The following is a 21,166-nucleotide window of genomic DNA, read 5'->3' on the forward strand; positions in this document are numbered from 1 at the left end:
CATGTGAGTTACCGTCGACGCCATGAGTGACGACGTACGCAGCAGCGACGGCTACAAGGGCCGCATCGGCAACCTCATCCGTGACGCCCGCAAGCACCGCGGCCTGACCCAGCACCAGCTCGCCGAGCTCCTCGCGACAAGCCAGAGCGCGATCAACCGGATCGAGAAGGGCCACCAGAACCTCTCGCTCGAGATGCTCGCCCGCATCGGCGCGGCCCTCGACTCCGAGATCGTCGCCCTCGGTGCCGGTCCCACGCACCTGCGGATCCAGGGCCCGACCACGCTGTCGGGCTCGATCGAGGTCAAGACCTCCAAGAACGCCGGCGTCGCGCTGTTGTGCGCCTCGCTGCTCAACCGCGGTCGCACCACCCTGCGCAAGGTCGCGCGCATCGAGGAGGTCAATCGCCTGCTCGAGGTGCTGGGCAGCCTCGGTGTGCAGACCCGTTGGCTCAACGAGGACAACGACCTCGAGATCATCCCGCCCAAGACCCTGCGCCTCGACGCCATCGACGAGGCCGCCGCCCGGCGCACCCGCTCGGTGATCATGTTCCTGGGCCCGCTGCTGCACCGCGCCGAGACCTTCGACCTGCCCTACGCCGGCGGCTGCAACCTCGGCGAGCGCACCGTCGAGCCGCACATGTCGGCGCTGCGCCCCTTCGGCCTCGAGGTCAAGGCGACCGAGGGCAGCTACCACGCCAGCGTCGACCGCGCCGTCGAGCCGGTCCGCCCGATCGTGCTGACAGAGCGCGGCGACACCGTCACCGAGAACGCCCTGATGGCCGCGGCGCTGCACCCCGGCACCACCGTGATCCGCAACGCCTCGTCCAACTACATGGTCCAGGACCTCTGCTTCTACCTGCAGCGCCTCGGCGTGCAGGTCGAGGGCGTCGGCTCGACGACCCTGACCGTCACCGGGCGCACCGAGATCGACGTCGACATCGACTACGCCCCCTCCGAGGACCCGATCGAGGCGATGTCGCTGCTCGCGGCCGGCATCGTGACCGGCTCGACCATCACCATCCAGCGGGTGCCGATCGAGTTCCTCGAGATCGAGCTGGCGACGTTGGAGGAGATGGGCTTCGGCTACGACCGCTCCGAGGAGTACGTCGCGCGCAACGGCCAGACCCGCCTGGTCGACATCACCACGCGACCCTCGGTGCTCAAGGCCCCGCTCGACAAGATCCACCCGATGCCCTTCCCCGGCCTCAACATCGACAACCTGCCGTTCTTCGCGGTGATCGCGGCGGTGGCCACCGGCCAGACGCTGCTGCACGACTGGGTCTACGAGAACCGGGCCATCTACCTCACCGAGCTGACCAAGCTCGGTGCGCAGGTCAAGCTCCTCGACCCGCACCGGGTGATGATCGAGGGCCCCACGCACTTCTCCGGCACCGAGATCGTCTGCCCGCCGGCGCTGCGCCCGGCCGTGGTGATCCTGCTGGCGATGCTGGCCTCGAAGGGCACCAGCGTGCTGCGCTCGACCTACGTCATCCACCGCGGCTACGAGGACCTCGCCGAGCGTCTCAACGAGCTCGGGGCCAACATCGAGACCTTCCGCGACATCTGAGGCCCCGGGGAGGCGATACTGCTCCGGTGACCTCCCCGGCGACCTCCCCCACGACGGGTCATCCCTACCTCGACCGGGTGCTCGACCGCCCGGGCACCGTGCTGGCGCTCGCGCACCGCGGGGGTGCCTTCCACCCCGAGATCGAGGGGCTGGAGAACACCGTCGCGGCCTTCGAGCACGCCGTCGCGCTGGGCTACGGCTACCTCGAGACCGACGTCCACCTCACCCGCGACGGCGTGCTGCTGGCCTTCCACGACAGCGTGCTCGACCGGGTCACCGACCGCAGCGGCGCGATCCTCGACCTGACCCTGGCCCAGGTGCGCGAGGCCAGCGTCGGGGGGCGCGAGCAGGTGCCGACCCTGGCCGAGCTCTTCGAGCGCTTCCCCCACGCGCGGTTCAACATCGACATCAAGTCCGAGGGCGCCGTGGCGGCGCTGGCCGACTTCGTCTCGGCCCACGACGCCTGGGAGCGGGTGCTGGTCGGGTCCTTCTCGCCCGGGCGGCTGGCGACGTTCCGCAGGCTGACCGGGGGCCGGGTCCCGACCTCCGCGCACCCGTGGGAGGTGCTGGCCTTCCGGCTGCTGCCCAGCGCGCGGCTGGCCCGCGCGCTGACCGGGGGCAGGGTCGCGGCCCTGCAGGTGCCGCACCGGCGCCGGCTGCCGCTGGCCGGCGGACGCTCGGTGCGGGTGGTCACGCCCGGCCTCGTGCGCCGGGCGCACGCCGCCGGCGCGCACGTCCACGTCTGGACGATCGACGAGCCCGAGGAGATGCGCCACCTCCTCGAGCTGGGTGTGGACGGTCTGTTCACCGACCGCACCGACGTACTCCGCGACGTGCTCCGCGCGCGCGGTCAATGGGAGGAAGCACGCGATGAGCCGCGCAACGAGCACTGACCCGGCCGGCCCGGCCACCGCACGCAGCCGCTTCGGCTGGCCCGTCTACGCGTGGGGGCTGTGGGACTGGGGGTCGGCGGCCTTCAACGCCGTCATCACCACGTTCGTGTTCAGCGTCTACATCACCTCCGCCGACTTCGGCCCCAATGCGGACACCAACCTGGGTTGGGCGCTGGCCGGGGCCGGGCTGCTGGTGGCGCTCTTCGCGCCGATCACCGGCCAGCGCGCCGACCGGTCGGGGCGCCGCGGCTTCTGGCTGGCGGTCAACACGATGCTGGTCGTGGCGGTCTCGGCAGCGTTGTTCCTGGTGCAGCCGTCCGAGGAGTACCTCTGGCTCGGCCTGGTGCTGCTGGCCAGCGGCAACATCTTCTTCGAGTTCGCCTCGGTCAACTACAACGCGATGCTCAACGAGATCTCCACGCCCACCACGATCGGACGCGTCTCGGGGCTCGGCTGGGGCCTGGGCTACATCGGCGGCATCGTGCTGCTGCTGGCCGTCTACTTCGGGCTGATCAGCCCCGACGTCGGGATCTTCGGGATCACCGGCGAGAACGGCATGGACGTGCGCGTCACCATGCTCGTCTGCGCGGTCTGGACCCTGGTCTTCTCGCTGCCGGTGCTGGTGACGCTGCGCGACGACAAGGCGCAGCGCACCCCGCGGGGCCCGCGGGTGGGCATCGTCGACTCCTACCGCCACCTGATCGCCATGGTGGCCGACCTGTGGCACACCGACCGCAACACGGTGCGCTTCCTGCTGGCCTCGGCGGTCTTCCGCGACGGCCTGGCCGGCGTGTTCACCTTCGGGGGCGTGCTCGCCGCGGGGACATTCGGCTTCAGCGCCGGCGGCGTGATCATCTTCGGCGTGGCGGCCAACGTCGTGGCCGGGCTGGCGACCATCGGCTTCGGGGTGCTCGACGACCGGATCGGCCCCAAGCGCGTCATCGTCTTCTCGCTGGTGTGCATGATCGGTGCCGGCCTGGCGGTCTTCGCCCTCAACGCCGGCGGCAGCACCGTCTTCTGGACCTTCGGGCTGATGCTGGCGGTCTTCGTGGGCCCGGCCCAGAGCGCCTCGCGCACCTTCCTGGCCCGGCTGATCCCCGAGGGCCACGAGGGCCAGGTCTTCGGCCTGTACGCCACCACCGGCCGCGCCGTGAGCTTCCTGGCCCCGGCCGCCTGGTCCCTCTCGATCGCGCTCGGCGCGGCGGTGACCGGGGTCGCCGACAAGGACGACGCGCAGTACTGGGGCATCCTGGGGGTGCTGGTGGTGCTGGTGGCGGGCCTGCTCCTGCTGCTGCCGGTGCGCTCGGGCGTGCGCGACGACTCGGCCCTGGTCACGCACGCGTAGCGCAGGTCTCACCCCCGGCGGCGATTGCCGGAATTGTCGGGCCCTCGCTACCGTTGAACACTTCGAGAGCGCGACTGCGAGCGCAGTCGGAACCCCACCAGGCACACGAGAGGACGGGAGCGTCCCATGGCAGAGCGCACGCTACGAGGGGCACGGCTCGGAGGCCAGAGCTTCGAGGACGAGCGGGGCATCGAGTTCGCCGCGCGCCAGCAGGTGGGCTACCGCTGCCCGCAGGCGCACGAGTTCGAGATCACCATGTCGGTGGAGGCCGAGGTCCCCGCGGTCTGGGAGTGCCCGCGCTGCGGCGCCGAGGCCGAGAGCACCTCGGGCATCGAGCGCCAGGTGAAGGCCGAGAAGCCGGTCCGCACCCACTGGGACATGCTGCTCGAGCGCCGCTCGGAGAAGGAGCTCGAGGAGATCCTCAAGGAGCGCCTCGACCTGCTGCGCGGCGGCCAGATCGGCCCCGCCCACCTGCACAAGGCGAACGCCAAGCGCCGCCAGGCCAAGGCCTGAGCAGCACCCGCTAGGCGCTCGGCCCGGAGGGGTCCTCAGGATCCTCCACCACGTCGCCCCGGACCACCGGCCCCGTGCCCGGTCCGGGGCGTCCTGCGTCTCCGGGGCCGCCGCTCGTGGCTCCCGGTGCGCCGGGCCAGCCCCCGAACGTCACCGGCACCAGCCGGGTCGCCAGCGCCCGGGTCAGCAGGCCGCGGAAGAGGGGGCGCGAGAACGGCAGCACCAGCAGCAGCCCGAAGGCGTCCGTGACGAAGCCCGGCGTCAGCAGCAGGGTGCCGCCGACCAGCACCAGGGCGCCGTCGGCGAGCTCCTTGGCCGGCACTCCCCCGCGCGCCAACGTGTCGCGCAGCGCCCGCCACGCCCGCGCGCCCTCACGGCGTACGACGACGGCGCCGACGACGCTGTCGAGCACCAGCAGCAGGATGGTCCAGGCCGCGCCGATGACCTGGCCCACCTGGATGACCATGTAGAGCTCGAGCAGCGGCAGTGCCACGAACAGCACCAGCAGCACCCAGCCCAGCCGGCCCCGGCGGCGGCTCATCGCGCTCCTCGCACCAGTCGGACGGCCTGCTCGCGGCGCTCGGTCAGGCCCCACGCGGTGATCCGCTTCAACGACTCCACCGCGACCGCCCCGCTCATCTTGGAGTCGCCGCGCACCCGCTCCACGAACTCGATCGGGACCTCGCGCACGACGAGGCCGGCGCGCAGGGCGCGCACCACCAGGTCGGTCTGGAAGACGTAGCCGGTCGAGCGCACCGAGGCGAGGTCGATCCGCTCGAGCGTGGAGCGGCGGAAGAGCCGGTAGCCGGCCGTGGCGTCGCGCACCCGGACGCCGAGCAGCAGGCGGACGTAGAGGTTGCCCCCGCGCGAGAGCGCCTCGCGGCGGCGCGGCCAGTTGACGACCGACCCACCGGGCACCCAGCGCGAGCCGATCACCAGGTCGGCGGGCGAGCGGGGGTCGTCGAGCGCGTCGAGGAGGCACTGCAGCTGCTCGGGCTGGTGGGAGCCGTCGGCGTCCATCTCGCCGACGACCTCGTAGCCCGCCTCGAGCGCGACGTCGAAGCCGGCGCGGTAGGCCGCGCCCAGGCCGCCCTTGGCGGTGCGGTGCAGCACGCTGACACGCGGGTCGGCGGCGGCCAGGTCGTCGGCGACCCGGCCGGTGCCGTCGGGCGAGTTGTCGTCGACCACGAGCACGTCGACGCCGGGCTGGGCGGCGTGCAGCCGCTCCACCACCCAGGCCAGGTTCTCGGCCTCGTCGTAGGTCGGCACCACCATCACGACCCGGGCGCCGGTCTCGGCGCGGCTCACGGCTGGTCGACCATCGCGTCGTCTCCTCGTCGTGACGGACCCTGGGCGCCGTCGTGTCGCGGTGCGGTCGCGCGGCTGCGCTCCCGGCGCGCGCGACGATACGGGAGCAGGGCGGCACCGAGGGCCAGGAGGGTCGCGACGACCGCGGCCTGCCAGGGCAGGCGCCCCATCCGCACCGCCGGGGTCAGCGCCTCGTGCAGCGCGAGCTCCTCGACCAGCACCTCGGTCTCCTGCAGCCCGGCCCTCGCGACCACCTCGCCGTCGGCGCCGATCACGCCGCTGACGCCGTTGGTGGAGGCCACCACGGTGGCCCGGCCGGTCTCCAGCGCGCGCAGCCGCGTCATCGCGAACTGCTGCTGCACCTGGTCGGAGAAGATGAAGGTGGCGTTGGAGGTCTGCACGCTCACCAGCTGCGCCCCGCGCGCGACCTGGTCGTAGATCGCGTCCTCGTAGGCGACGTCGAAGCAGATCGCGTCGGCGACCCGGGTGCCGGCGATGCTCAGCGGCTCCTTGCCGGTGCCGACCAGCATGTCGCGCTGGATCCGCGCCAGGTCGCCGAAGCTGAGCTCCAGGGCGGTGCCCCGGAACGGGATGAACTCGCCGTAGGCGACCGGGTGCCGCTTGGTGTAGCGCTCCCCCGCCCCGGTGACGGGGTCCCAGACGATGCCCTGGTTGAGCACCGCGCCCGGCGGGCCGTCGACCAGGGCCCCGACGAGCACCGGCACGCCGATCGCCTCGGTGGCGCGCAGGATGCCGGCGTTGGTCTGCGGGTCGCGCCAGGGGTCGGTCGCCGTCGAGTTCTCGGGCCACACCACGAAGTCGGGGCGCGGCTCGAGCCCCGCGGCGACGTCGGCGGCCAGGTCGACGGTGGCCTGCACGTGGTTCTCGGTCACCTGGCGGAAGTCGTAGAGGATGTCGTTGCCGGGGCCCGGCACGTCGCCCTGCACCACGGCCACGGTCGCGGTGCCGGTGCTCGGGCTGGTCCAGGGCAGCGCCACCGAGGCCGCGACGCCGGCGACGACCGCGCCCAGGGCGACGAGCCCGACCAGCCGATCCCGGGCCGGTGCGGCCACCATCGCCGCGAGCGCGGCCCCGGCGAGCGCGAGCAGGAAGGTGACCCCGGCCATGCCGACGTACGGCAGCGTGGCGGCGACCGGGGTGTCGACGACCGCGAAGCCCAGACGGCCCCAGGGCATCCCGCTGAAGGGCCAGCCGCTGCGCCAGACCTCGACGGTGACCCACGCCGTGGCCACCCACAGCGGCCACAGCGGCAGCCGCGAGACCAGCGCCACGGCGCTGCCGAGCAGGCCGTAGAAGAGGGCCTGCGCCGCAGACAGCCCGAGCCAGGCGGCGAGGGCGACCGTCGTCATCCAGTAGATGTGGACGTAGTAGAAGCCGACCCCGAAGGCCAGCCCCACCACGAACGCTCGGCGCAGGCCCAGGCCGCGGGTCAGCAGCGTGTGGGCGGCCACGGCCAGCGGCACCAGCACGGGGACCAGCACGGGCACGGCGAACGGCTCGTAGGCCATCGCCAGGGCGACGCCGGCGAGCAGGGCGAGGACCGAGCGCTGGAGCACGGTCCCAGGCTACGGGGCGCCGGTGTGGGAGCCCGCCGCCGGGCGCAGAGGTGCGGGAGGATCCTGGGCGCCTTCGGTCCAGCCCGGTGCACGACCGGCTGCCGGGGCGGGCTGTTGTCTAGGGGGCTCAGGATTCCTCCCGCGACCGCTCCCGCGGGGCGGACCGACCTCCGCGAACAGTGTCGGACAGGTGTTTGGCACCCCACCCTCCGACACGGCCACTCGGACGTCGGTCCGCTCACCACGATCTGCACGAGCGGACGGCCCACCTTGGCGCGGGCCGCGAGGGGGTGTCAAGGAGACGCTGACCTGCGCAGACGCCTAAAACCGCAGGTCACGGGGGGTGCCCCTGAGCACCGGAAAGCCCAGGAAATCTAGACCGGTGACGGCGTGTCGTCCCCGACACGCCGGACCCCGACCACGGCCGTCCGCGTGTCGGCCCCGAGCAGGCGCAGCGCGAGCAGGGCGTACTGCTCGGCGAGGGCCGGCAGGGCCGTGGGACCAGCGGGGTCGAACCAGCGGGCGACACCGCTGCACATCTCCAGCAGCGCGCGCCGAGCCACCCCGGCCGACTCGACCCTGAAGGCGCCCTCGGCCACCCCCTGGTCGATGACCTCGCGCCAGGCCGACTCGTACCGGTCACGTAGCGCGACCACGTCGGCGCGGCGCTGGGGCGACAGGGCGTGCACCTCGTCGTCGACCACGCGCGTCTCCAGGGGGCGCTCGGCGTGGCTGGTGACGTGCAGCCGCACCAGCGCGGTCAGCCGCGGGACGGCGTCGTCGTGGGTGGCGAGCACGTCGGCGGTCGCGTCGAGCAGGCGCTCCAGGCTCGTGCGCATCAGCTCGACGAGCAGGTCCTCCTTGGTGCCCATGTAGTGGTAGAGCGACGCGCTCGAGAGCCCGGCCCGCTCGGCGAGCTGGCGGATGCCGGTGCCGTGGAAGCCCCGTTCGGCGAAGAGCTCGAGCGCCGCGACGCGCACGCGTTCACCGGAGGAGGTCATGGGCCTATGCTATCGATCGATCGATCGAGAGGCCACGGCGGTGCCGGGCCACGGACGCAGGGAGGACGCCGGTGCAGCCGGTCGAGTACAGCCACGACAGGTCCGCGGGGCCCGGGGTGGCGCTGGTCCACCTCAACCGGCCCGAGCGGCTCAACGCCGTCGACGAGGCGCTGACCCGTGGCCTGGTGGCCGCGCTGGAGCGCGCCCTCGCGGAGGACGCACGTGCGGTGGTGCTCGCGGGACGCGGACGCGCCTTCTGCGCCGGCCACGACCTCAAGGCCGAGCCGCCGGTCGAGACGCCGCTGCAGACCCGCGAGCGGCTCGAGGAGATCCAGGACGTCACCCGGCTGGTGCGCCGCTTCCCCGGCCCCGTCGTGGCCGCGGTGCACGGCTACGCCCTCGGGGCCGGCTGCGAGTTCGCCCTGGCCTGCGACGTCGTGGTGGCCGCCGAGGACGCCGTCTTCGGCTTCCCCGAGGTCTCGGTCGGCCTGTCGGTCACCGGCGGGGTGTCGCGGCTGCTGCCGGTGCTGGTGGGCTGGGCCCGCGCCAAGGAGCTGCTCCTGCTCGGCGAGCGGGTCTCGGGCAGCGAGGCCGCCGCGATGGGGCTGGTCGCGCGCGCGGCGCCCAGCGGCACCCACGAGGAGGTCGCCCTGGACCTGGCTACGCGGATGGCCCAGCGCCCCGCGCTGGCGCTCTCGCTGGCCAAGCGGGTGCTCGACGGCGGGCTGGACTCCACCCTCGAGGAGGCGATGGGCCGCGAGGTCGAGCACGCCGTGCTGACCTCGCTCTCCGGTGAGGGCGAGGCGCCGCGCGAGGGGTTCGGTCGTGACTGAGACCCTCGTCGCCCACCTCGAGGAGGCCGCCCGGCGCCGGCCCGACCGCCCCGCCTGGACCTTCGACCTGGGCGCCGGGGGCTGCACGACCTGGAGCTTCGGCGACGTCGCCGCGACCAGCGCGTCGTACGCCGCCGCCCTCGCCGCCCGTGGTGTCGGCGCCGGCGACCGCGTGGGCGTGATGCTCGGCAACACCGCCGACTCGCCGCTGGTCTGGCTGGCGCTGCAGCGGCTGGGCGCCGCGGCGGTGCCGCTCAACGTGCGCTACCGCCACGACGACCTGGGCCACGTGCTCGTCGACTCCGGGGCACGCCTGGTGGTCGCCGCACCCGAGCACCACGAGCTGGTGCGCAGCGCCGCCGACCTCACCGGCGGCGTCGAGGTCCTCTCCCCTGCGGACCTGGAAGGCTCGGCCGAGCCGGCGCCCGCCGCCGACGACCCCGACGCGGTCGTCAACGTGCAGTACACCTCCGGCACGACCGGGCGGCCCAAGGGCTGCCTGCTGACCCACCGCTACTGGACGACGCTGGGCGGATCGATGGTCGAGGAGTTCCCCCGCCTGGGTGCCGACGACGTGATGCTCACCGCGCAGCCCTTCCACTACGTCGACCCCCAGTGGAACGTCGCGGCCGCCCTGATGGCCGGCGCCCACCTGGTCGTCCTCGACGGCTTCCACCCCTCGACCTTCTGGGCCAAGGTGCGCGAGCACCGCGTCACCTACTTCTACTGCCTGGCCTCGATGCCGACCCTGCTGCTGCGGATGCCGCCCGACCCGCTCGACCGCGAGCACGTGGTGCGCGTCGTGCAGTGCTCGGCCATCCCTCCGGCGCTGCACGCCGACCTCGAGGCCCGGTGGGGCGTGGGCTGGTATGAGGCCTTCGGGATGACCGAGACCGGCGCCGACATCCGCGTGGGTGCCGACGAGCACGCCGCCCTGGTCGGCACCGGCTGCCTGGGCCGCCCCGCCGCGCACCGCGAGGTCCGTCTCGACGAGCAGGGCCAGCTGTGGCTGCGCGGCCCGGGGATGATGCTGGGCTACCTGGGGCTGGAGCCGCCCTTCGACGCCGACGGCTGGTTCCCCACCGGCGACCTGGCCCGCCTCGACGACGCGGGCCGGGTCTACCTGACCGGTCGGCTCAAGGACATGATCCGGCGCAGCGGCGAGAACATCGCCGCCGTCGAGGTCGAGGAGGTCCTGCTGGCCCACCCGGCCGTGCGCCTCGCGGCCGTCGTCGGGGTGCCCGACGACGTGCGCGGCGAGGAGGTGATGGCCTTCGTGGTGGCCCCCGGGGCCGACGAGCACGAGCTGGCGCGGTGGTGCGCGGAGCGCCTCGCGCCGTTCAAGGTGCCCAGCCGCTGGGCGCTGCGCGACGACCTCCCGCTCACCGCCTCGCACCGCGTCGAGAAGGCCCGGCTGCGCGCCGAGGCCGCCCGCGTCGCGACGCCCGGCACCGTGGGAGGTGCCCGGTGAAGGCCGACCTGCTGCTCACCAACGCGCGGGTCCGCACCCTGGAGGGCCCGGGCCGCGACCACGTGGCCCGCAGCGTGGCGATCTGGCGCGACCGGGTCGTGGCCGTCGACGACGACGTGGCCGCCCACCGGGTGCTCGACCTCGACGGGGCCGTGGTGGCCCCCGGCTTCCACGACGCCCACAACCACATGGCCTGGTTCGGGCAGTCGCTCGACGAGCTCGACCTGCGCCTGCCCAGCCTCGAGGCGCTGTACGACGCCGTGGCCGCCCGGGCCCGCGACCTGCCGCCCGGCGCGTGGGTGGTCGGCGCCGGCTACGACGAGAACAAGATCGGTGCGCACCCCGACCGCGACGGGCTCGACCGGGCCGCCGGGTCTGGCTGCGGCACACCTCGGGGCACATGTGCGTGGTCAGCAGCGCCCTGCTCGACGACCTCGGGCTGGGCGACGCGGCGGTGGAGGTGCCCGGCGGGCGCGTCGTCGTCGACGGCAGCGGGCGGCCCACCGGGCTGCTGCAGGAGCAGGCCCAGCACCTGGTCAACGACCTGGTGCTCCCCTACCCCGTGGCCGGGCTGGTCGACGCGATCGAGCGGGCCGGGCAGGTCTACCTGGGCCAGGGCCTGACCTCGGTGGTCGAGGCCGGCGTGGGCGGCGGGTGGATCGGACGCAGCCCGGTCGAGGTGGCGGCGTACCAGGAGGCCCGGGCGCAGGGCCGGCTGCCGCTGCGCGTGGAGCTGATGGTGGCCGCCGACGCGCTGCGCCCCCTGCAGGGCCACGTCGACGACGACCTGGGGCTCGGGCTCGACCTCGGCATCCGCACGGGGCTCGGCGACGACCGGCTGCGACTGGGACCGGTGAAGATCTTCTCCGACGGCTCGCTGATCGGGCACACCTGCGCCCTGACCGACGAGTTCGCCGACACCCCCGGCGAGAAGGGCTACCTGCAGGACGACGCCGACGCGCTGCGCGAGCGGATCCTCGGGGCGCACCGCTCGGGGTGGCGGGTCGCGGCGCACGCGATCGGCGACGCCGCCATCGACCTCGTCCTCGACGCCTACGACGAGGCCCAGCGGCGCTGGCCGCGCGCCGACGTGCGCCACCGCATCGAGCACTTCGGCGTCTCGCGGCCCGACCAGGTAGCCCGGGCCGCGGCCCTGGGCGTGGTGCCGGTGCCGCAGGGGCGCTTCGTCGGCGAGATCGGCGACGGCATGCTGCGAGCGCTCGGACCGGAGCGGGCCTCGTGGATCTACCGCTACCGCTCGCTGCTCGACGCCGGCATCGCCGCGCCGGCCAGCTCCGACCGCCCGGTGGTCGACGGCACCCCGCTGAAGGGCATCCACGACATGGTCAACCGGCGCACCGACTCCGGCCAGGAGTGCGGCCCCGAGGAGGCGATCAGCGGCCTCGAGGCGCTCACGGCGTACACGCTCGGCTCGGCGCACGCCTCGCACCAGGAGCACGAGAAGGGGACCATCGCGCCCGGGAAGCTCGCCGACCTCGTCGTGCTCGACGACGACCCGGCGACCGTCTCCCCCCGGGTGATCCGCGACATCCGGGTCCTGCGTACCTTCCTGGGAGGAGAGGTGGTGTGGGAAGCATGATCGTGCAGCCCCAGGACGACCACCCGCTGGTGGAGGCCGCGACCCTGACGGCCGACCAGCTGGCGCTGGTGCAGGAGATCTACGACGAGGCGTTCCCCGAGGACCTGCGGGTCCCCTTCGACGACCTGCTCGTCGACCGGGTGCTGGTGCGCCTCGACCCGCAGGGACGCCCCGAGGGGCTGGCGGTGGTGCGCGCCCTCGGCGGCACCGGCTGGACGTTCCTGCGCTACTACGCCGTGGGCGCACGCGGCGGCGGCACCGGCTCGGCGATGCTCGAGCAGCTCGCCGCCCGGCTGTCCCGCGAGGGCGGCTCGCTGCTGGTCTGGGACGTCGAGGATCCCGACGAGCCGGGCCTGGGCCCCGACCACGTCCTCGAGCACCAGCGCCGCATCCGCTTCTACGAGCGCAACGCCGGCGAGCTGCTGCCGGTCGCGGAGTACCGCCCGCCGCACGACGGCGGCCTCGAGGGCCACGCGCCGCCGATGCGGCTGATGTGCCGCACCCTGGGCGCCTGGGTGCGGCCGCCGGTCGCCGACATCGTCCGCGGCGCCTACCAGCACCGCTACGGGCTGGCCGGCGACGACCCCGTCGTACGACGCACGCTGGAGGCCAGCGCGCTGCCCTGACTCTTGGCCGCCCCTCGGACGAAAGATCTTGCGGCGTTTCGTTCGACATCCCGCAGATCCTTCTGGCATCGTTGCTCCCATGAGCATCGAGACCTCCATCGCGTTCCTGGTCGAGGACGCCACCGGGCAGCCCTACCCCTACCGGCGTCCCGAGCTGGTCGAGCCCGACTGGACCCGCTTCCCGGGGTGGCGCGACGTCACCGCCGCCGACTGGGCCTCGGTGCAGTGGCAGCGTGCGCACTGCGTCAAGAACGTGCGCCAGCTGCGCGAGCTGATGGGCGACCTGCTCGACGAGCGGTTCTACGCCGACCTCGAGCGCGACCAGGCCGAGCGGGCCACCATGTCGATGCTGGTGCCGCCGCAGATGCTCAACACGATGGTGCCCTTCGCCGAGCCCGCCGGGCCGGGCTCCTTCACCGAGGCCTTCTACGCCGACCCGGTGCGCCACTACATGCTGCCGGTCTTCTCCGACCGCCGCACCGACTGGGCCTCCCACCCGCACGCCACCCGCGACTCGCTGCACGAGCACGACATGTGGGCCACCGAGGGCCTGACCCACCGCTACCCCACCAAGGTGCTCGCCGAGCTGCTGCCGACCTGCCCGCAGTACTGCGGCCACTGCACGCGCATGGACCTGGTCGGCAACTCGACCCCGGTCATCGAGAAGCTCAAGTTCGCCGGCAAGCCCAACGACCGCATCGGCGACATGCTCGACTACCTGCGCCGCACCCCGTCGGTGCGCGACGTCGTGGTCTCCGGCGGCGACGTGGCCAACATGCCCTGGCCCCGCCTCGAGGCGTTCCTGACCTCGGTGCTGGAGATCGAGAACGTGCGCGACATCCGCCTGGCCACCAAGGCCCTCGTCGGCCTGCCGCAGCACTGGCTGCAGCCCGAGGTCGTCGAGGGGATGAGCCGGGTGGCCGGCGTGGCGCGCTCGCGCGGGGTCTCCCTGGCCATCCACACCCACGCCAACCACGCGCAGTCGATCACCCCGCTGGTCGCCGAGGCCTCGCGGGCGATGCTCGACGCGGGCGTGCGCGACGTGCGTAACCAGGGCGTGCTGCTCAACGGCGTGAACGCCGACCCGCACGCGCTGCTCGACCTGTGCTTCGCGCTGCTCGACGGCGCCCAGGTGATGCCCTACTACTTCTACATGTGCGACATGATCCCGTTCTCGGAGCACTGGCGGGTCTCGGTCGCCGACGCCCAGCGCCTGCAGCACCACATCATGGGCTACCTGCCGGGCTTCGCGACGCCGCGCATCGTCTGCGACGTCCCGTTCGTCGGCAAGCGCTGGGTGCACCAGCTGGCCGACTACGACACCGAGCGCGGCATCTCCTACTGGACCAAGAACTACCGCACCTCCATCGAGGCCGACGACGCGCAGGCGCTCGAGCGCACCTACGAGTACTACGACCCGATCCACACCCTGCCCGAGGCCGGGCAGCGCTGGTGGGCCGAGCACGGTCGGCTCGACGAGTCGGCGCTCAAGGCCGCCGAGGTCGCGGAGGCCTCGCGGCGTACCGCTGCGCTGCAGGCCTGGTAGCGGGCCTGTAGCCCGCCCGGCGCGCTGCGACGGCCCGGGGGCTCAGGCCTCCGGGTCCTCGCCGGTGCCGGTGACCGGGCGGTTCTCGTAGTAGGTCGTCAGCACGATGGTGGTGCGGGTCGAGACGTTGGCCGCGGCGCGCACCCGGGCGAGCAGGTCCTCCAGCGCGGCCGGGGAGGTGCAGCGCACCAGCAGCACGTAGGACTCCTCCCCCGCCACCGACCAGCACGACTCGATCTCCTCGATGTGCTCGAGGCGGGCCGCGCAGTCGTCGGGCTGCGAGGGGTCGATCGGGCGGATGGAGATGAAGGCGGCGAGCGGCACCCCGATCTCGGCGTGGTTGATCGTCGCGCCGTAGCCCTGGATCAGGTCGCGCTGCTCGAGCCGCTTGACGCGCTGGTGCACCGCCGACGTCGACAGGCCCGTCGCCTTTCCCAGGTCGGTGAAGGACATCCGGCCGTCGTGGGCCAGCAGGGCCAAGATCTTGCGGTCGGTCGCCTCGACTCCGGGATGGCTCACTCCTGCACCCTAGTGCCCGGCGGGGTCGCGGTGCCCTCACGACCCCTGCAAGACTGCGCCGGTGACCCAGCAGCCCGGCCGCCTGATGCTCCTCGACACCGCCTCGTCGTAGTTGCATCATGGGCGCATGACACCCGCCGGCAGCCAGGACGGTCTGCGCGTTGCCGCCTACGTCCGCATCTCGCGCGACGCTGACGACTCGACCAGCATCGCCCGACAGGTCGACATCACCGGCCGGTACGCCGCCGCTCGCGGCTGGGAGGTGGTCGAGACCGTGCAGGACGTAGACGTGTCCGCGAGCAAGCGCCGCCTGGACCGCCCCGGGTTGAGCCGCGTGCGGGAGCTCGTGCGGGCCGGGGAGGCGGATGCCGTACTGGTGTGGCGCCTCGATCGGCTCGCGCGGTCCGTCGTGGACATGGGCACGCTGCTAGACGAGGGTCTGCAGGTCGTGTCGTGCACCGAGCCACTGGACACCACCTCGCCGATGGGGCGGGCCATGGTCGAGATTCTGCAGGTGTTCGCAGCGCTGGAGTCGTCCACCATCGGGCAGCGCGTGAAGTCTGCGCGCGACTACCTCGCCACCAACCACCGCCACCCCGGCGGGGCAGTCCCCTACGGTTACCGATCGGTGCCGCATCCGTCTGGCCAGGGGCGGGTGCTGGAGGTGGACGCTGTAGAGGCCGCGCACGTGCGTGCCGCCGCGGACCACGTGCTGGGCGGCGGCAGCCTCTACAGCGCCACTCAGCTGCTCCGAGACCGGGGCGCCAAGCCTCGACGCGCGGCCGAGTGGTCGCTGTCGTCGCTGCGCGTGGTGCTCACCGGAGACGCCATCCTGGGCCGCATCACGCACCGCGGTGCGGTCGTCCGCGACTCTGCGGGAATGCCCGTACAGCCGTGGGCGCCGGCGCTCCCCCTGGAGGACGCCAACCGGCTGCGGGCGCTGCTGGCCACCAGGCCGGCCGGCGAGCGGCGAAAACGAGCGACGCGCCTCCTGTCGGGGCTGGTGCTGTGCGACGGCTGCGGCGGCAACATGCGCGTGTCCACGAGTCGGGTGTCCAAGGACAAGGCTCCCGTGCTCCGCTACGCCTGCCATGCCCGGTCCGACGGGCGCACCTGCCCGCACCCCTCGTCCATCAACTGCCAGTTGCTCGAGGAGTGGGTCAGTGACGGATTGCTCGGCATGTTGGGCCACGCACCCATGGTCGAGAAGATCGTGACCGTGCGCGACGAGCCCGAGCTGGCCGGCGTGAACGCTGCCCTCACCGACCTGGGCCAGCAGATCGCACAGCCGGGCGCCGACGTGGCCGCCCTCGCGGGCCAGATCGCAGAGCTACAGGAGCGGCGCCACCAGCTCGACACGCAGCCTGTGCAGCCCACGGTGGAGCACGTCGAGACCGGACAGACCTACGAGGAGTGGTGGGACACCCACGAGGACGTGGCGCAGCGGCGTGACTTCCTCCGCGCAACCGGGTTCGTGCCGGTGCGGATCAAGCCGGGCCAGCGGGGTCGCAAGGGGCTGGACCCTGAGCGCGTGGTCCTCGGCGATCCCTTCGCGGCGGCAGGCGGGAGCGGGCTGTGGGAGCGGACGCCAGACCTGGAGGCGCGGGCGCGCCTGTTCGCCGGCGAGTAGGCGCGGCGGTCACGGGGCCCGGCGAGCGAACTCCTGTGCCGCTCGCCGGGTGACCCGCTTTCAGCGGCTGACCGTCCGTTGACAGGCTGTCACGTGCCACCGACAGCCTTCGGACACGGAGCGCCGAGCGGCTGCGAGCTCTGCCGGCGTCGGCGCCCCTGGGGCCCCGGGACTCTCGGGCCTGTGCGTGCGCACACGGTGCGCACAGTCTGCGCTTATGTGGACAGGCGTGCTCCGTCAAGTGGGGCAAAGATGGCTGCGCAACGCCCCGGCCTTCGACCTGTGCAGGCTGCAGCCCGGCCGTGCTCGATGCGGCTGGCTTCGCCTAGGTGTGATGCCCAGCCAGGTTGTTCAACCTGCTGATGGGTGAGCGCTTCCCGATGGCCGAGTGGGGCCGATGGTGGTTGTACTCGTGGACCCATCCTGGCAGGGCCGCTAGTCGGGCGGACTCGGAGTTGTAGAACTTCTTGAACGCCCACCCTTCAGCCAGGGTGCGGTGGAAGCGTTCGATCTTGCCGTTGGTCTGCGGCCGGTACGGCCGGGTCCGTTTCGGGGTGATCCCCAGTTCGGTGCAGGTGTCGCGCCACAGGAACGACCGGTAGGCGCCGCCGTTGTCGGACAGCACTCGCTTCACGGTGACTCCGCGTTCAGCGAACCAGGCAACCGCGTTGCGCAGCACCGCTGCGGCGGTCTCCTTGGTCTCGTCGTCGTGGGCCTCGACGTAGGCGACGCGGGAGTGGTCGTCGATCACGGTGTGCAGGTAGCAGGTCCCGACGAGTGGCTGGTGGTACTTGCTCTTGGCTGCACCGGTGCGGGCCGCGGTCGCTGCGCGGTGTTTGTTGCCCTGCTGGCGTCCGACGTAGCGCCAGCCGCCGCCGTCGGGGACGCGCCCGAGTTTCTTGACGTCGACGTGGATCAGGTCGCCCGGGCGGTCGTGTTCGTAGCGGCGGATCGGTTCGCCGGTGGCCCGGTCGATGTGGGTGAGTCGGTTGATCCGGCAGCGGACCAGGACCGCGTGCACGGTCGATGACGCCATCCCGAGTCGGTCGGCGATCTCGACGGGCCCGAGCCGTTGTTTCCAGCGCAGGTGCACGATCTTGCGGACCACCGGCGCCGGGGTCCGGTTCGGTTGGTGGTGAGGTGCTGAGGACCGGTCGTACATCCCGGCCGGGCCTTCGTCGCGGTAGCGCTCGGCCCACTTCTTCGCGGTGCGCCACGAGACGTCGTAGCGCTCGGCGGCACGTGCCGGTGGCCAGCCCTGGTCGACGATGAGGCGTGCGAGTCGAAGCCGGGCACGTGGGGTCAGGGCCGCGTTGGCATGGGTAGCGTGGGACACGAAGGCCTCCTTGGTGGCGGAGCGGTTCCTTAGACAGCTCCACTCCACACCGGGAGGCCTTCACCCATCCACGATCTCAGATCGTGTCGTCGCAAGATCTCGACCAACGTGCCTGGTCATCACATCTCGGGTAGCCGGGGTCATTGTCTCGCCAGTGGTCCGGCGTCGAGTGACTCCCGAGGGAGGCTGTGGCGCCCGCTCCGAGCATGGCCGCGGCGGTGAAGACGATGAGGAAGAGTCGTCGCATCGGAAACTCCTTGGCCTAGTGCTCGTGGGTGTCGTGGTCGTGGGCTTCGCCGCTGATTGGCGCGCCGACCGCTGTGCCGCCGACTGACGGTCGTTCTCCCGGGCAGAGCCGTTCGGTGATGCGGTTAGCAGTGCTGCTAGCGACGTAGGTGAGGGTCATGCACATCTGGCCGTTCGCTCCCTCGACCGGGACGGCATCGATGATCGTGGCGCCCACTGCACACGGGATGGTGACCGTGAGGTCTGGGTAGCCCTTGCTCCCGGGGACCGATGGGCAACTTTGCTCGCCGGGCGCTTCCTCCGGTGCCGGATCCTGGGCGAGCACGATCGGAGCACCGTCCTCTGGGAACGGGTCACATGGCCCGAATTCCAGCTCTGCTCCCTTGAGCTTGGTGACCAATTCCTCGCTTGGGCACGGTGGGGCGACCTCGCCGGGTAGGCCGGTGGCGGCCTTGGCGACTTCTTGAAGAGTCATCGAGGCGTCGTAGACCTGCTCTGCAGATCGTGGAGCTGCCGGTTCGTCGTCGTCGCTGGGCGTCATGGCCAACGCGACGCCGGCGCCGCCGCCCGCGATGATTGCGACCGCGACGACTGTGGCGGTTCGTCGAATGGGTAGACGCGGCATAGCGCACCTCCGAGATCCCCCGTGCCTGTGAGTCAGGTCACAGTGTTGCCTGATGGTGAACCTCAGCCGCGCTTGCTGTTAATAGCACCGAAGATGTTGTTGGCTTCCCGCACCCATGGGGGTATCGAGATCGGGCGTCAAGGAGGTCGGGGCGGTCAAGCTTTGCCAATTCGCGTCAGGGGACGGTCACAGGGGCCACGAGCCGCTCGCTGCGGGCGTCGCCGAAGTCGATCGTGGCCAAGTAGTCGCCAGCCCGCAGTCCACGGATGCTGAACGTCGGTCCCTCGAACGTTGTGTTGAAGCCCGGAGCCAACTCCTGAGCGCCCGCGCACTTGGTTTCCACCAGGCCGTCGAGTGTGGACTCCGGTTGATCAAGCGGAACCAGGCCGAAGTTGTAGTTCGCGTTGTGCAAACAGCTCGGATCGGTAACCGGCTCGCCGCTGCGGTTCGCTACCGTGATCGTCGATGCGACGGTGCCGTCTGATTGCGGTTCGGCCAGGACGAGGCGGTAGGCCAACGGGTCGAGCAGGGCTGCGTCGGAGGGACTGGTGTTTGTCGGCTCGGTCGAGGCCGGCGCCGAAGGCCTTGTGGCGAGCGAATTGGCCGGGCTCCGGTCGGGAACGCGGTTATCGTTGACGCCACTCGTAACGGCATACGACGTCGCCAAGATCGCGACCACCGACGCGGCAGCGAGACCTGCGGCGAGACCTGCGGGCACCCTGCGTGCTGTGCCGGTCTGCCCGCTCTGAACTTGGGCGAGGACCTGCTCGGCAAGCGTCGCGCCGTCAGGAGCGAGACGATCGTAGTGGCGCATTGCCTGGAAGACGTCGGTGTCGACGGACTCGGCGCGGTCAGTTGGTTCTCTGGGCTCAATCATCAGTGCTCCTGGACGGTGTGCTCGACGAGAAGGGGACGAAGGGTGGCGGCGCCCCGGGCAGCGAGGCTGCGTACGGTGGCCCGGCGACAGCCGAGCAGCGCGGCGATCTCGTCGTCTGGACAGGCCTCGTAATGCCGCAATACGAGGACAGCGCGCTGCCGGGCAGGCAGCTGTCCGAGGGCATGCCAGATCCGATCGCGCTCTGCAAGAGCGTCGATCGGCTGGGCCTCAGATCCTGCGGTGGCCTCAGCATCGTCCGACCACGGCTGCGTGATAAGCCGCCGGCGGCGGCCGGAGTCAATGTGTCGATTGACGAGCATTCGTCGCGTGTAGGCGTACGCCGATCTTGCGCCATCCACTTGTGGCCAGCGCCGATAGACCTCCAGCAGAACATCCTGTACGAGATCGGCGGCCGCTTCACGGTCATGGGTCAACTGGTGTGCCAGGCGGGCCAGCCTCACCGCGTGCTGACGCACGAAGGCCGCGAACACATCGTCTTCCACAATCATAGAGACGTACGATCGTGGTCCGGCTGTTGCGCCGACTCGCCAGTTGCCCATCGAGACATCTTGCCCAAGTGAGCGGTCGTGCACGCCGACTCGGCTGAGCGCAGCAGAGCCGGGCTCATTCCGAGCCTCTATTGGTCCAGTTCAGGCAGAGTTCGTCGAGCAGTTGCTCAATCCTCTTCCGGGTTGCGGTGTGACGTTCGATCTCGCGTTCCCAGCCGCGGGCAGTGGCGTCGTCGATCAGCTGCTGTTCGACCTCCAGGCGGGCGCGTAGCCGGGGTGCGTAGTCGCTGGTCGTGAGGAACTTCGAGCAGGTCAACGCGAGGTCGCACTCGCATGGTCCCTCGGCTGGGGTGCGCAGGCAATGGCCGAGTTCGAGCTGGGTCTTGAGAAAGTTGGTTTCTAGCCAGGACACCGCTTCGGGGTCGAGGCTGTGCTCACGCAGGGCGTCGGCGGCCGGGCCGGCGAGGGTGACGTCCGGCCCGAGGTGGCGGTCGAGGGCGTCTTCGTACTGCTGCTTGACGGTCGGGTCCGACAGGGTCGAGTAGATGATCGACATGTTCGGCGTCGCGTGGCCGAGCACGGCCATGATGGTCTGGATCCGGGCTCCGCCTTCGGCGAGCTGGGTGCCGATGGTGTGCCGGAACCGGTGCGCGGTGATCGTTGCCTTGCCGGCCGAGTCCACCAGACCGGCGGAGGTGCAGGCTTCGGCGAGGGCCATGTCGAAGAGCAGCGACTTGGACAGCAGCTTGCCGCGCACCACGAAAATGTGGCTCTCCTGTCTCTTCCGTGGGTCATGTGCGCCCGGGGAGGGTGGGCCGGTGGCCGCCGAGGTTGAGCATGGCCAGCGCGATGAGGGCTTCGGGTGATCTGAATCCGAAGGCGACGCGGGTGATGAGTCGGATCTTGGTGTTGATCGATTCGATGCGTCCGTTGGACAGGTCGTGCTCGATGGCGGCCAGGATCGATGTGCGGTGCTTGGTGATTCGTCGTTGCAGCTCGACGAAGGAGGGAAGCCGGCATCGTCGGGCCCAGGCGATCCAGGCATCGAGGGCCTCGCAGGCTTGGTTGTAGGGCAGCTGGAAGACCACGCGCAGACCTTCTTTGAGCAGGTAGGCGCGGTGGAGGCGTGGATCGGTCTTGGCGA

20 protein-coding genes and 1 pseudogene are annotated in these 21,166 nt (G+C 71.7%); 10 read left to right on the forward strand and 11 right to left on the reverse strand.

The genetic code is table 11. The features are described 5' to 3' along the window. Positions 1 to 22 precede the first annotated feature (22 nt). The 4 genes from ABKW28_RS02215 to ABKW28_RS02230 all read left to right on the forward strand — a co-directional run bounded on the left by ABKW28_RS02215 (position 23) and on the right by ABKW28_RS02230 (position 4,318). The gene (locus ABKW28_RS02215) at positions 23 to 1,567 is read left to right on the forward strand and encodes a UDP-N-acetylglucosamine 1-carboxyvinyltransferase (RefSeq protein WP_193668800.1); all 1,545 of its coding nucleotides are present in this window, start codon (positions 23 to 25) and stop codon (positions 1,565 to 1,567) included. A 98-nt stretch (positions 1,568 to 1,665) separates the two neighbouring features. Continuing rightward, entirely contained in the window at positions 1,666 to 2,460 is a 795-nt protein-coding gene (locus ABKW28_RS02220) for a glycerophosphodiester phosphodiesterase (RefSeq protein WP_348606092.1), read from the forward strand. After that, positions 2,438 to 3,805 (forward strand): MFS transporter, encoded by a 1,368-nt coding sequence (locus ABKW28_RS02225; protein ID WP_348606061.1) that lies wholly within the window; start codon positions 2,438 to 2,440, stop codon positions 3,803 to 3,805. The genes ABKW28_RS02220 and ABKW28_RS02225 overlap by 23 nt, the downstream gene beginning before the upstream one ends. A 126-nt stretch (positions 3,806 to 3,931) precedes the next feature. Continuing rightward, positions 3,932 to 4,318 (forward strand): RNA polymerase-binding protein RbpA, encoded by a 387-nt coding sequence (locus ABKW28_RS02230; RefSeq protein WP_193668802.1) that lies wholly within the window; start codon positions 3,932 to 3,934, stop codon positions 4,316 to 4,318. Between the two features lie 10 nt (positions 4,319 to 4,328). Here ABKW28_RS02230 and ABKW28_RS02235 read toward each other — a convergent pair whose 3' ends face one another. The 4 genes from ABKW28_RS02235 to ABKW28_RS02250 form a co-directional block, all read right to left on the reverse strand. Continuing rightward, positions 4,329 to 4,859 carry an FxsA family protein gene (locus tag ABKW28_RS02235; protein WP_348606063.1) on the reverse strand — a complete coding sequence of 177 codons (531 nt, stop codon included), beginning with the start codon at positions 4,857 to 4,859 and terminating at the stop codon, positions 4,329 to 4,331. Continuing rightward, complete coding sequence (locus ABKW28_RS02240) at positions 4,856 to 5,626, reverse strand: polyprenol monophosphomannose synthase (protein ID WP_348606065.1); 771 nt, start codon at positions 5,624 to 5,626, stop codon at positions 4,856 to 4,858. Before ABKW28_RS02240 ends, ABKW28_RS02235 begins: the two co-directional genes overlap by 4 nt. Next, complete coding sequence (gene lnt / locus ABKW28_RS02245) at positions 5,623 to 7,203, reverse strand: apolipoprotein N-acyltransferase (RefSeq protein WP_348606067.1); 1,581 nt, start codon at positions 7,201 to 7,203, stop codon at positions 5,623 to 5,625. Before lnt ends, ABKW28_RS02240 begins: the two co-directional genes overlap by 4 nt. 374 nt (positions 7,204 to 7,577) lie before the next feature. Continuing rightward, positions 7,578 to 8,204 carry a TetR/AcrR family transcriptional regulator gene (locus ABKW28_RS02250; RefSeq protein ID WP_348606069.1) on the reverse strand — a complete coding sequence of 209 codons (627 nt, stop codon included), beginning with the start codon at positions 8,202 to 8,204 and terminating at the stop codon, positions 7,578 to 7,580. Positions 8,205 to 8,275: 71 nt separating this feature from the next. On the opposite strand from ABKW28_RS02250, the gene ABKW28_RS02255 reads away from it, so the two are divergent. The 5 genes and pseudogenes from ABKW28_RS02255 (at position 8,276) to ABKW28_RS02275 (ending at position 14,280) form a co-directional block, all read left to right on the forward strand. Further along, on the forward strand, positions 8,276 to 9,037 hold the full coding sequence (locus ABKW28_RS02255) for an enoyl-CoA hydratase/isomerase family protein (protein WP_348606071.1): 762 nt from the start codon (positions 8,276 to 8,278) through the stop codon (positions 9,035 to 9,037). Further along, the gene (locus ABKW28_RS02260; RefSeq protein ID WP_348606073.1) at positions 9,030 to 10,508 is read left to right on the forward strand and encodes an AMP-binding protein; all 1,479 of its coding nucleotides are present in this window, start codon (positions 9,030 to 9,032) and stop codon (positions 10,506 to 10,508) included. Before ABKW28_RS02255 ends, ABKW28_RS02260 begins: the two co-directional genes overlap by 8 nt. 188 nt (positions 10,509 to 10,696) lie before the next feature. Next, positions 10,697 to 12,108 (forward strand): annotated as a pseudogene (locus ABKW28_RS02265) (amidohydrolase). After that, entirely contained in the window at positions 12,105 to 12,734 is a 630-nt protein-coding gene (locus ABKW28_RS02270) for a hypothetical protein (RefSeq protein ID WP_348606075.1), read from the forward strand. Before ABKW28_RS02265 ends, ABKW28_RS02270 begins: the two are co-directional and overlap by 4 nt. A gap of 79 nt (positions 12,735 to 12,813) precedes the next feature. Continuing rightward, positions 12,814 to 14,280 (forward strand): lysine 2,3-aminomutase, encoded by a 1,467-nt coding sequence (locus ABKW28_RS02275; protein ID WP_348606077.1) that lies wholly within the window; start codon positions 12,814 to 12,816, stop codon positions 14,278 to 14,280. A gap of 42 nt (positions 14,281 to 14,322) precedes the next feature. Here ABKW28_RS02275 and ABKW28_RS02280 read toward each other — a convergent pair whose 3' ends face one another. Next, positions 14,323 to 14,799 carry an Lrp/AsnC family transcriptional regulator gene (locus ABKW28_RS02280; RefSeq protein WP_204797113.1) on the reverse strand — a complete coding sequence of 159 codons (477 nt, stop codon included), beginning with the start codon at positions 14,797 to 14,799 and terminating at the stop codon, positions 14,323 to 14,325. A gap of 127 nt (positions 14,800 to 14,926) precedes the next feature. Between ABKW28_RS02280 and ABKW28_RS02285 the strand changes: the two genes are divergently transcribed. After that, positions 14,927 to 16,429, forward strand: coding sequence for a recombinase family protein (locus ABKW28_RS02285; RefSeq protein WP_348606078.1), 1,503 nt, complete (start codon positions 14,927 to 14,929; stop codon positions 16,427 to 16,429). A 325-nt stretch (positions 16,430 to 16,754) separates the two neighbouring features. Here ABKW28_RS02285 and ABKW28_RS02290 read toward each other — a convergent pair whose 3' ends face one another. The 6 genes from ABKW28_RS02290 to ABKW28_RS02315 all read right to left on the reverse strand — a co-directional run. Beyond that, positions 16,755 to 17,765, reverse strand: a complete 1,011-nt coding sequence (locus ABKW28_RS02290; RefSeq protein WP_348606080.1) for an IS481 family transposase — start codon at positions 17,763 to 17,765, stop codon at positions 16,755 to 16,757. 262 nt (positions 17,766 to 18,027) lie between these two features. Continuing rightward, positions 18,028 to 18,636, reverse strand: coding sequence for a hypothetical protein (locus ABKW28_RS02295; RefSeq protein WP_348606082.1), 609 nt, complete (start codon positions 18,634 to 18,636; stop codon positions 18,028 to 18,030). A 175-nt stretch (positions 18,637 to 18,811) separates the two neighbouring features. After that, entirely contained in the window at positions 18,812 to 19,513 is a 702-nt protein-coding gene (locus ABKW28_RS02300; RefSeq protein WP_348606084.1) for a hypothetical protein, read from the reverse strand. Then, positions 19,513 to 20,022, reverse strand: coding sequence for a sigma-70 family RNA polymerase sigma factor (locus ABKW28_RS02305; protein ID WP_348606086.1), 510 nt, complete (start codon positions 20,020 to 20,022; stop codon positions 19,513 to 19,515). Before ABKW28_RS02305 ends, ABKW28_RS02300 begins: the two co-directional genes overlap by 1 nt. 115 nt (positions 20,023 to 20,137) lie before the next feature. Further along, positions 20,138 to 20,779: a tyrosine-type recombinase/integrase gene (locus tag ABKW28_RS02310; protein ID WP_348606088.1), complete on the reverse strand. Its 642-nt coding sequence runs from the start codon at positions 20,777 to 20,779 to the stop codon at positions 20,138 to 20,140. A gap of 34 nt (positions 20,780 to 20,813) precedes the next feature. Further along, the coding region (locus ABKW28_RS02315) for a transposase (RefSeq protein WP_348606090.1) at positions 20,814 to 21,166 on the reverse strand (353 nt) is incomplete at its 5' end.

The sequence above is a fragment of the Nocardioides sp. 31GB23 genome (assembly GCF_040012395.1).
Classification (GTDB): domain Bacteria; phylum Actinomycetota; class Actinomycetes; order Propionibacteriales; family Nocardioidaceae; genus Nocardioides; species Nocardioides salarius.

What these genes read in the sequence shown, in the direction of transcription:
- ABKW28_RS02215 (WP_193668800.1), top strand. Translation starts at nt 23, where the DNA reads ATGAGTGACGACGTACGCAGCAGCGACGGCTACAAGGGCCGCATCGGC.
- ABKW28_RS02225 (WP_348606061.1), top strand. Translation starts at nt 2,438, where the DNA reads ATGAGCCGCGCAACGAGCACTGACCCGGCCGGCCCGGCCACCGCACGC.
- ABKW28_RS02230 (WP_193668802.1), top strand. Translation starts at nt 3,932, where the DNA reads ATGGCAGAGCGCACGCTACGAGGGGCACGGCTCGGAGGCCAGAGCTTC.
- ABKW28_RS02235 (WP_348606063.1), bottom strand. Translation starts at nt 4,859, where the DNA reads ATGAGCCGCCGCCGGGGCCGGCTGGGCTGGGTGCTGCTGGTGCTGTTC.
- ABKW28_RS02250 (WP_348606069.1), bottom strand. Translation starts at nt 8,204, where the DNA reads ATGACCTCCTCCGGTGAACGCGTGCGCGTCGCGGCGCTCGAGCTCTTC.
- ABKW28_RS02270 (WP_348606075.1), top strand. Translation starts at nt 12,105, where the DNA reads ATGATCGTGCAGCCCCAGGACGACCACCCGCTGGTGGAGGCCGCGACC.
- ABKW28_RS02275 (WP_348606077.1), top strand. Translation starts at nt 12,814, where the DNA reads ATGAGCATCGAGACCTCCATCGCGTTCCTGGTCGAGGACGCCACCGGG.
- ABKW28_RS02285 (WP_348606078.1), top strand. Translation starts at nt 14,927, where the DNA reads ATGACACCCGCCGGCAGCCAGGACGGTCTGCGCGTTGCCGCCTACGTC.
- ABKW28_RS02295 (WP_348606082.1), bottom strand. Translation starts at nt 18,636, where the DNA reads ATGCCGCGTCTACCCATTCGACGAACCGCCACAGTCGTCGCGGTCGCA.
- ABKW28_RS02300 (WP_348606084.1), bottom strand. Translation starts at nt 19,513, where the DNA reads ATGATTGAGCCCAGAGAACCAACTGACCGCGCCGAGTCCGTCGACACC.
- ABKW28_RS02305 (WP_348606086.1), bottom strand. Translation starts at nt 20,022, where the DNA reads ATGATTGTGGAAGACGATGTGTTCGCGGCCTTCGTGCGTCAGCACGCG.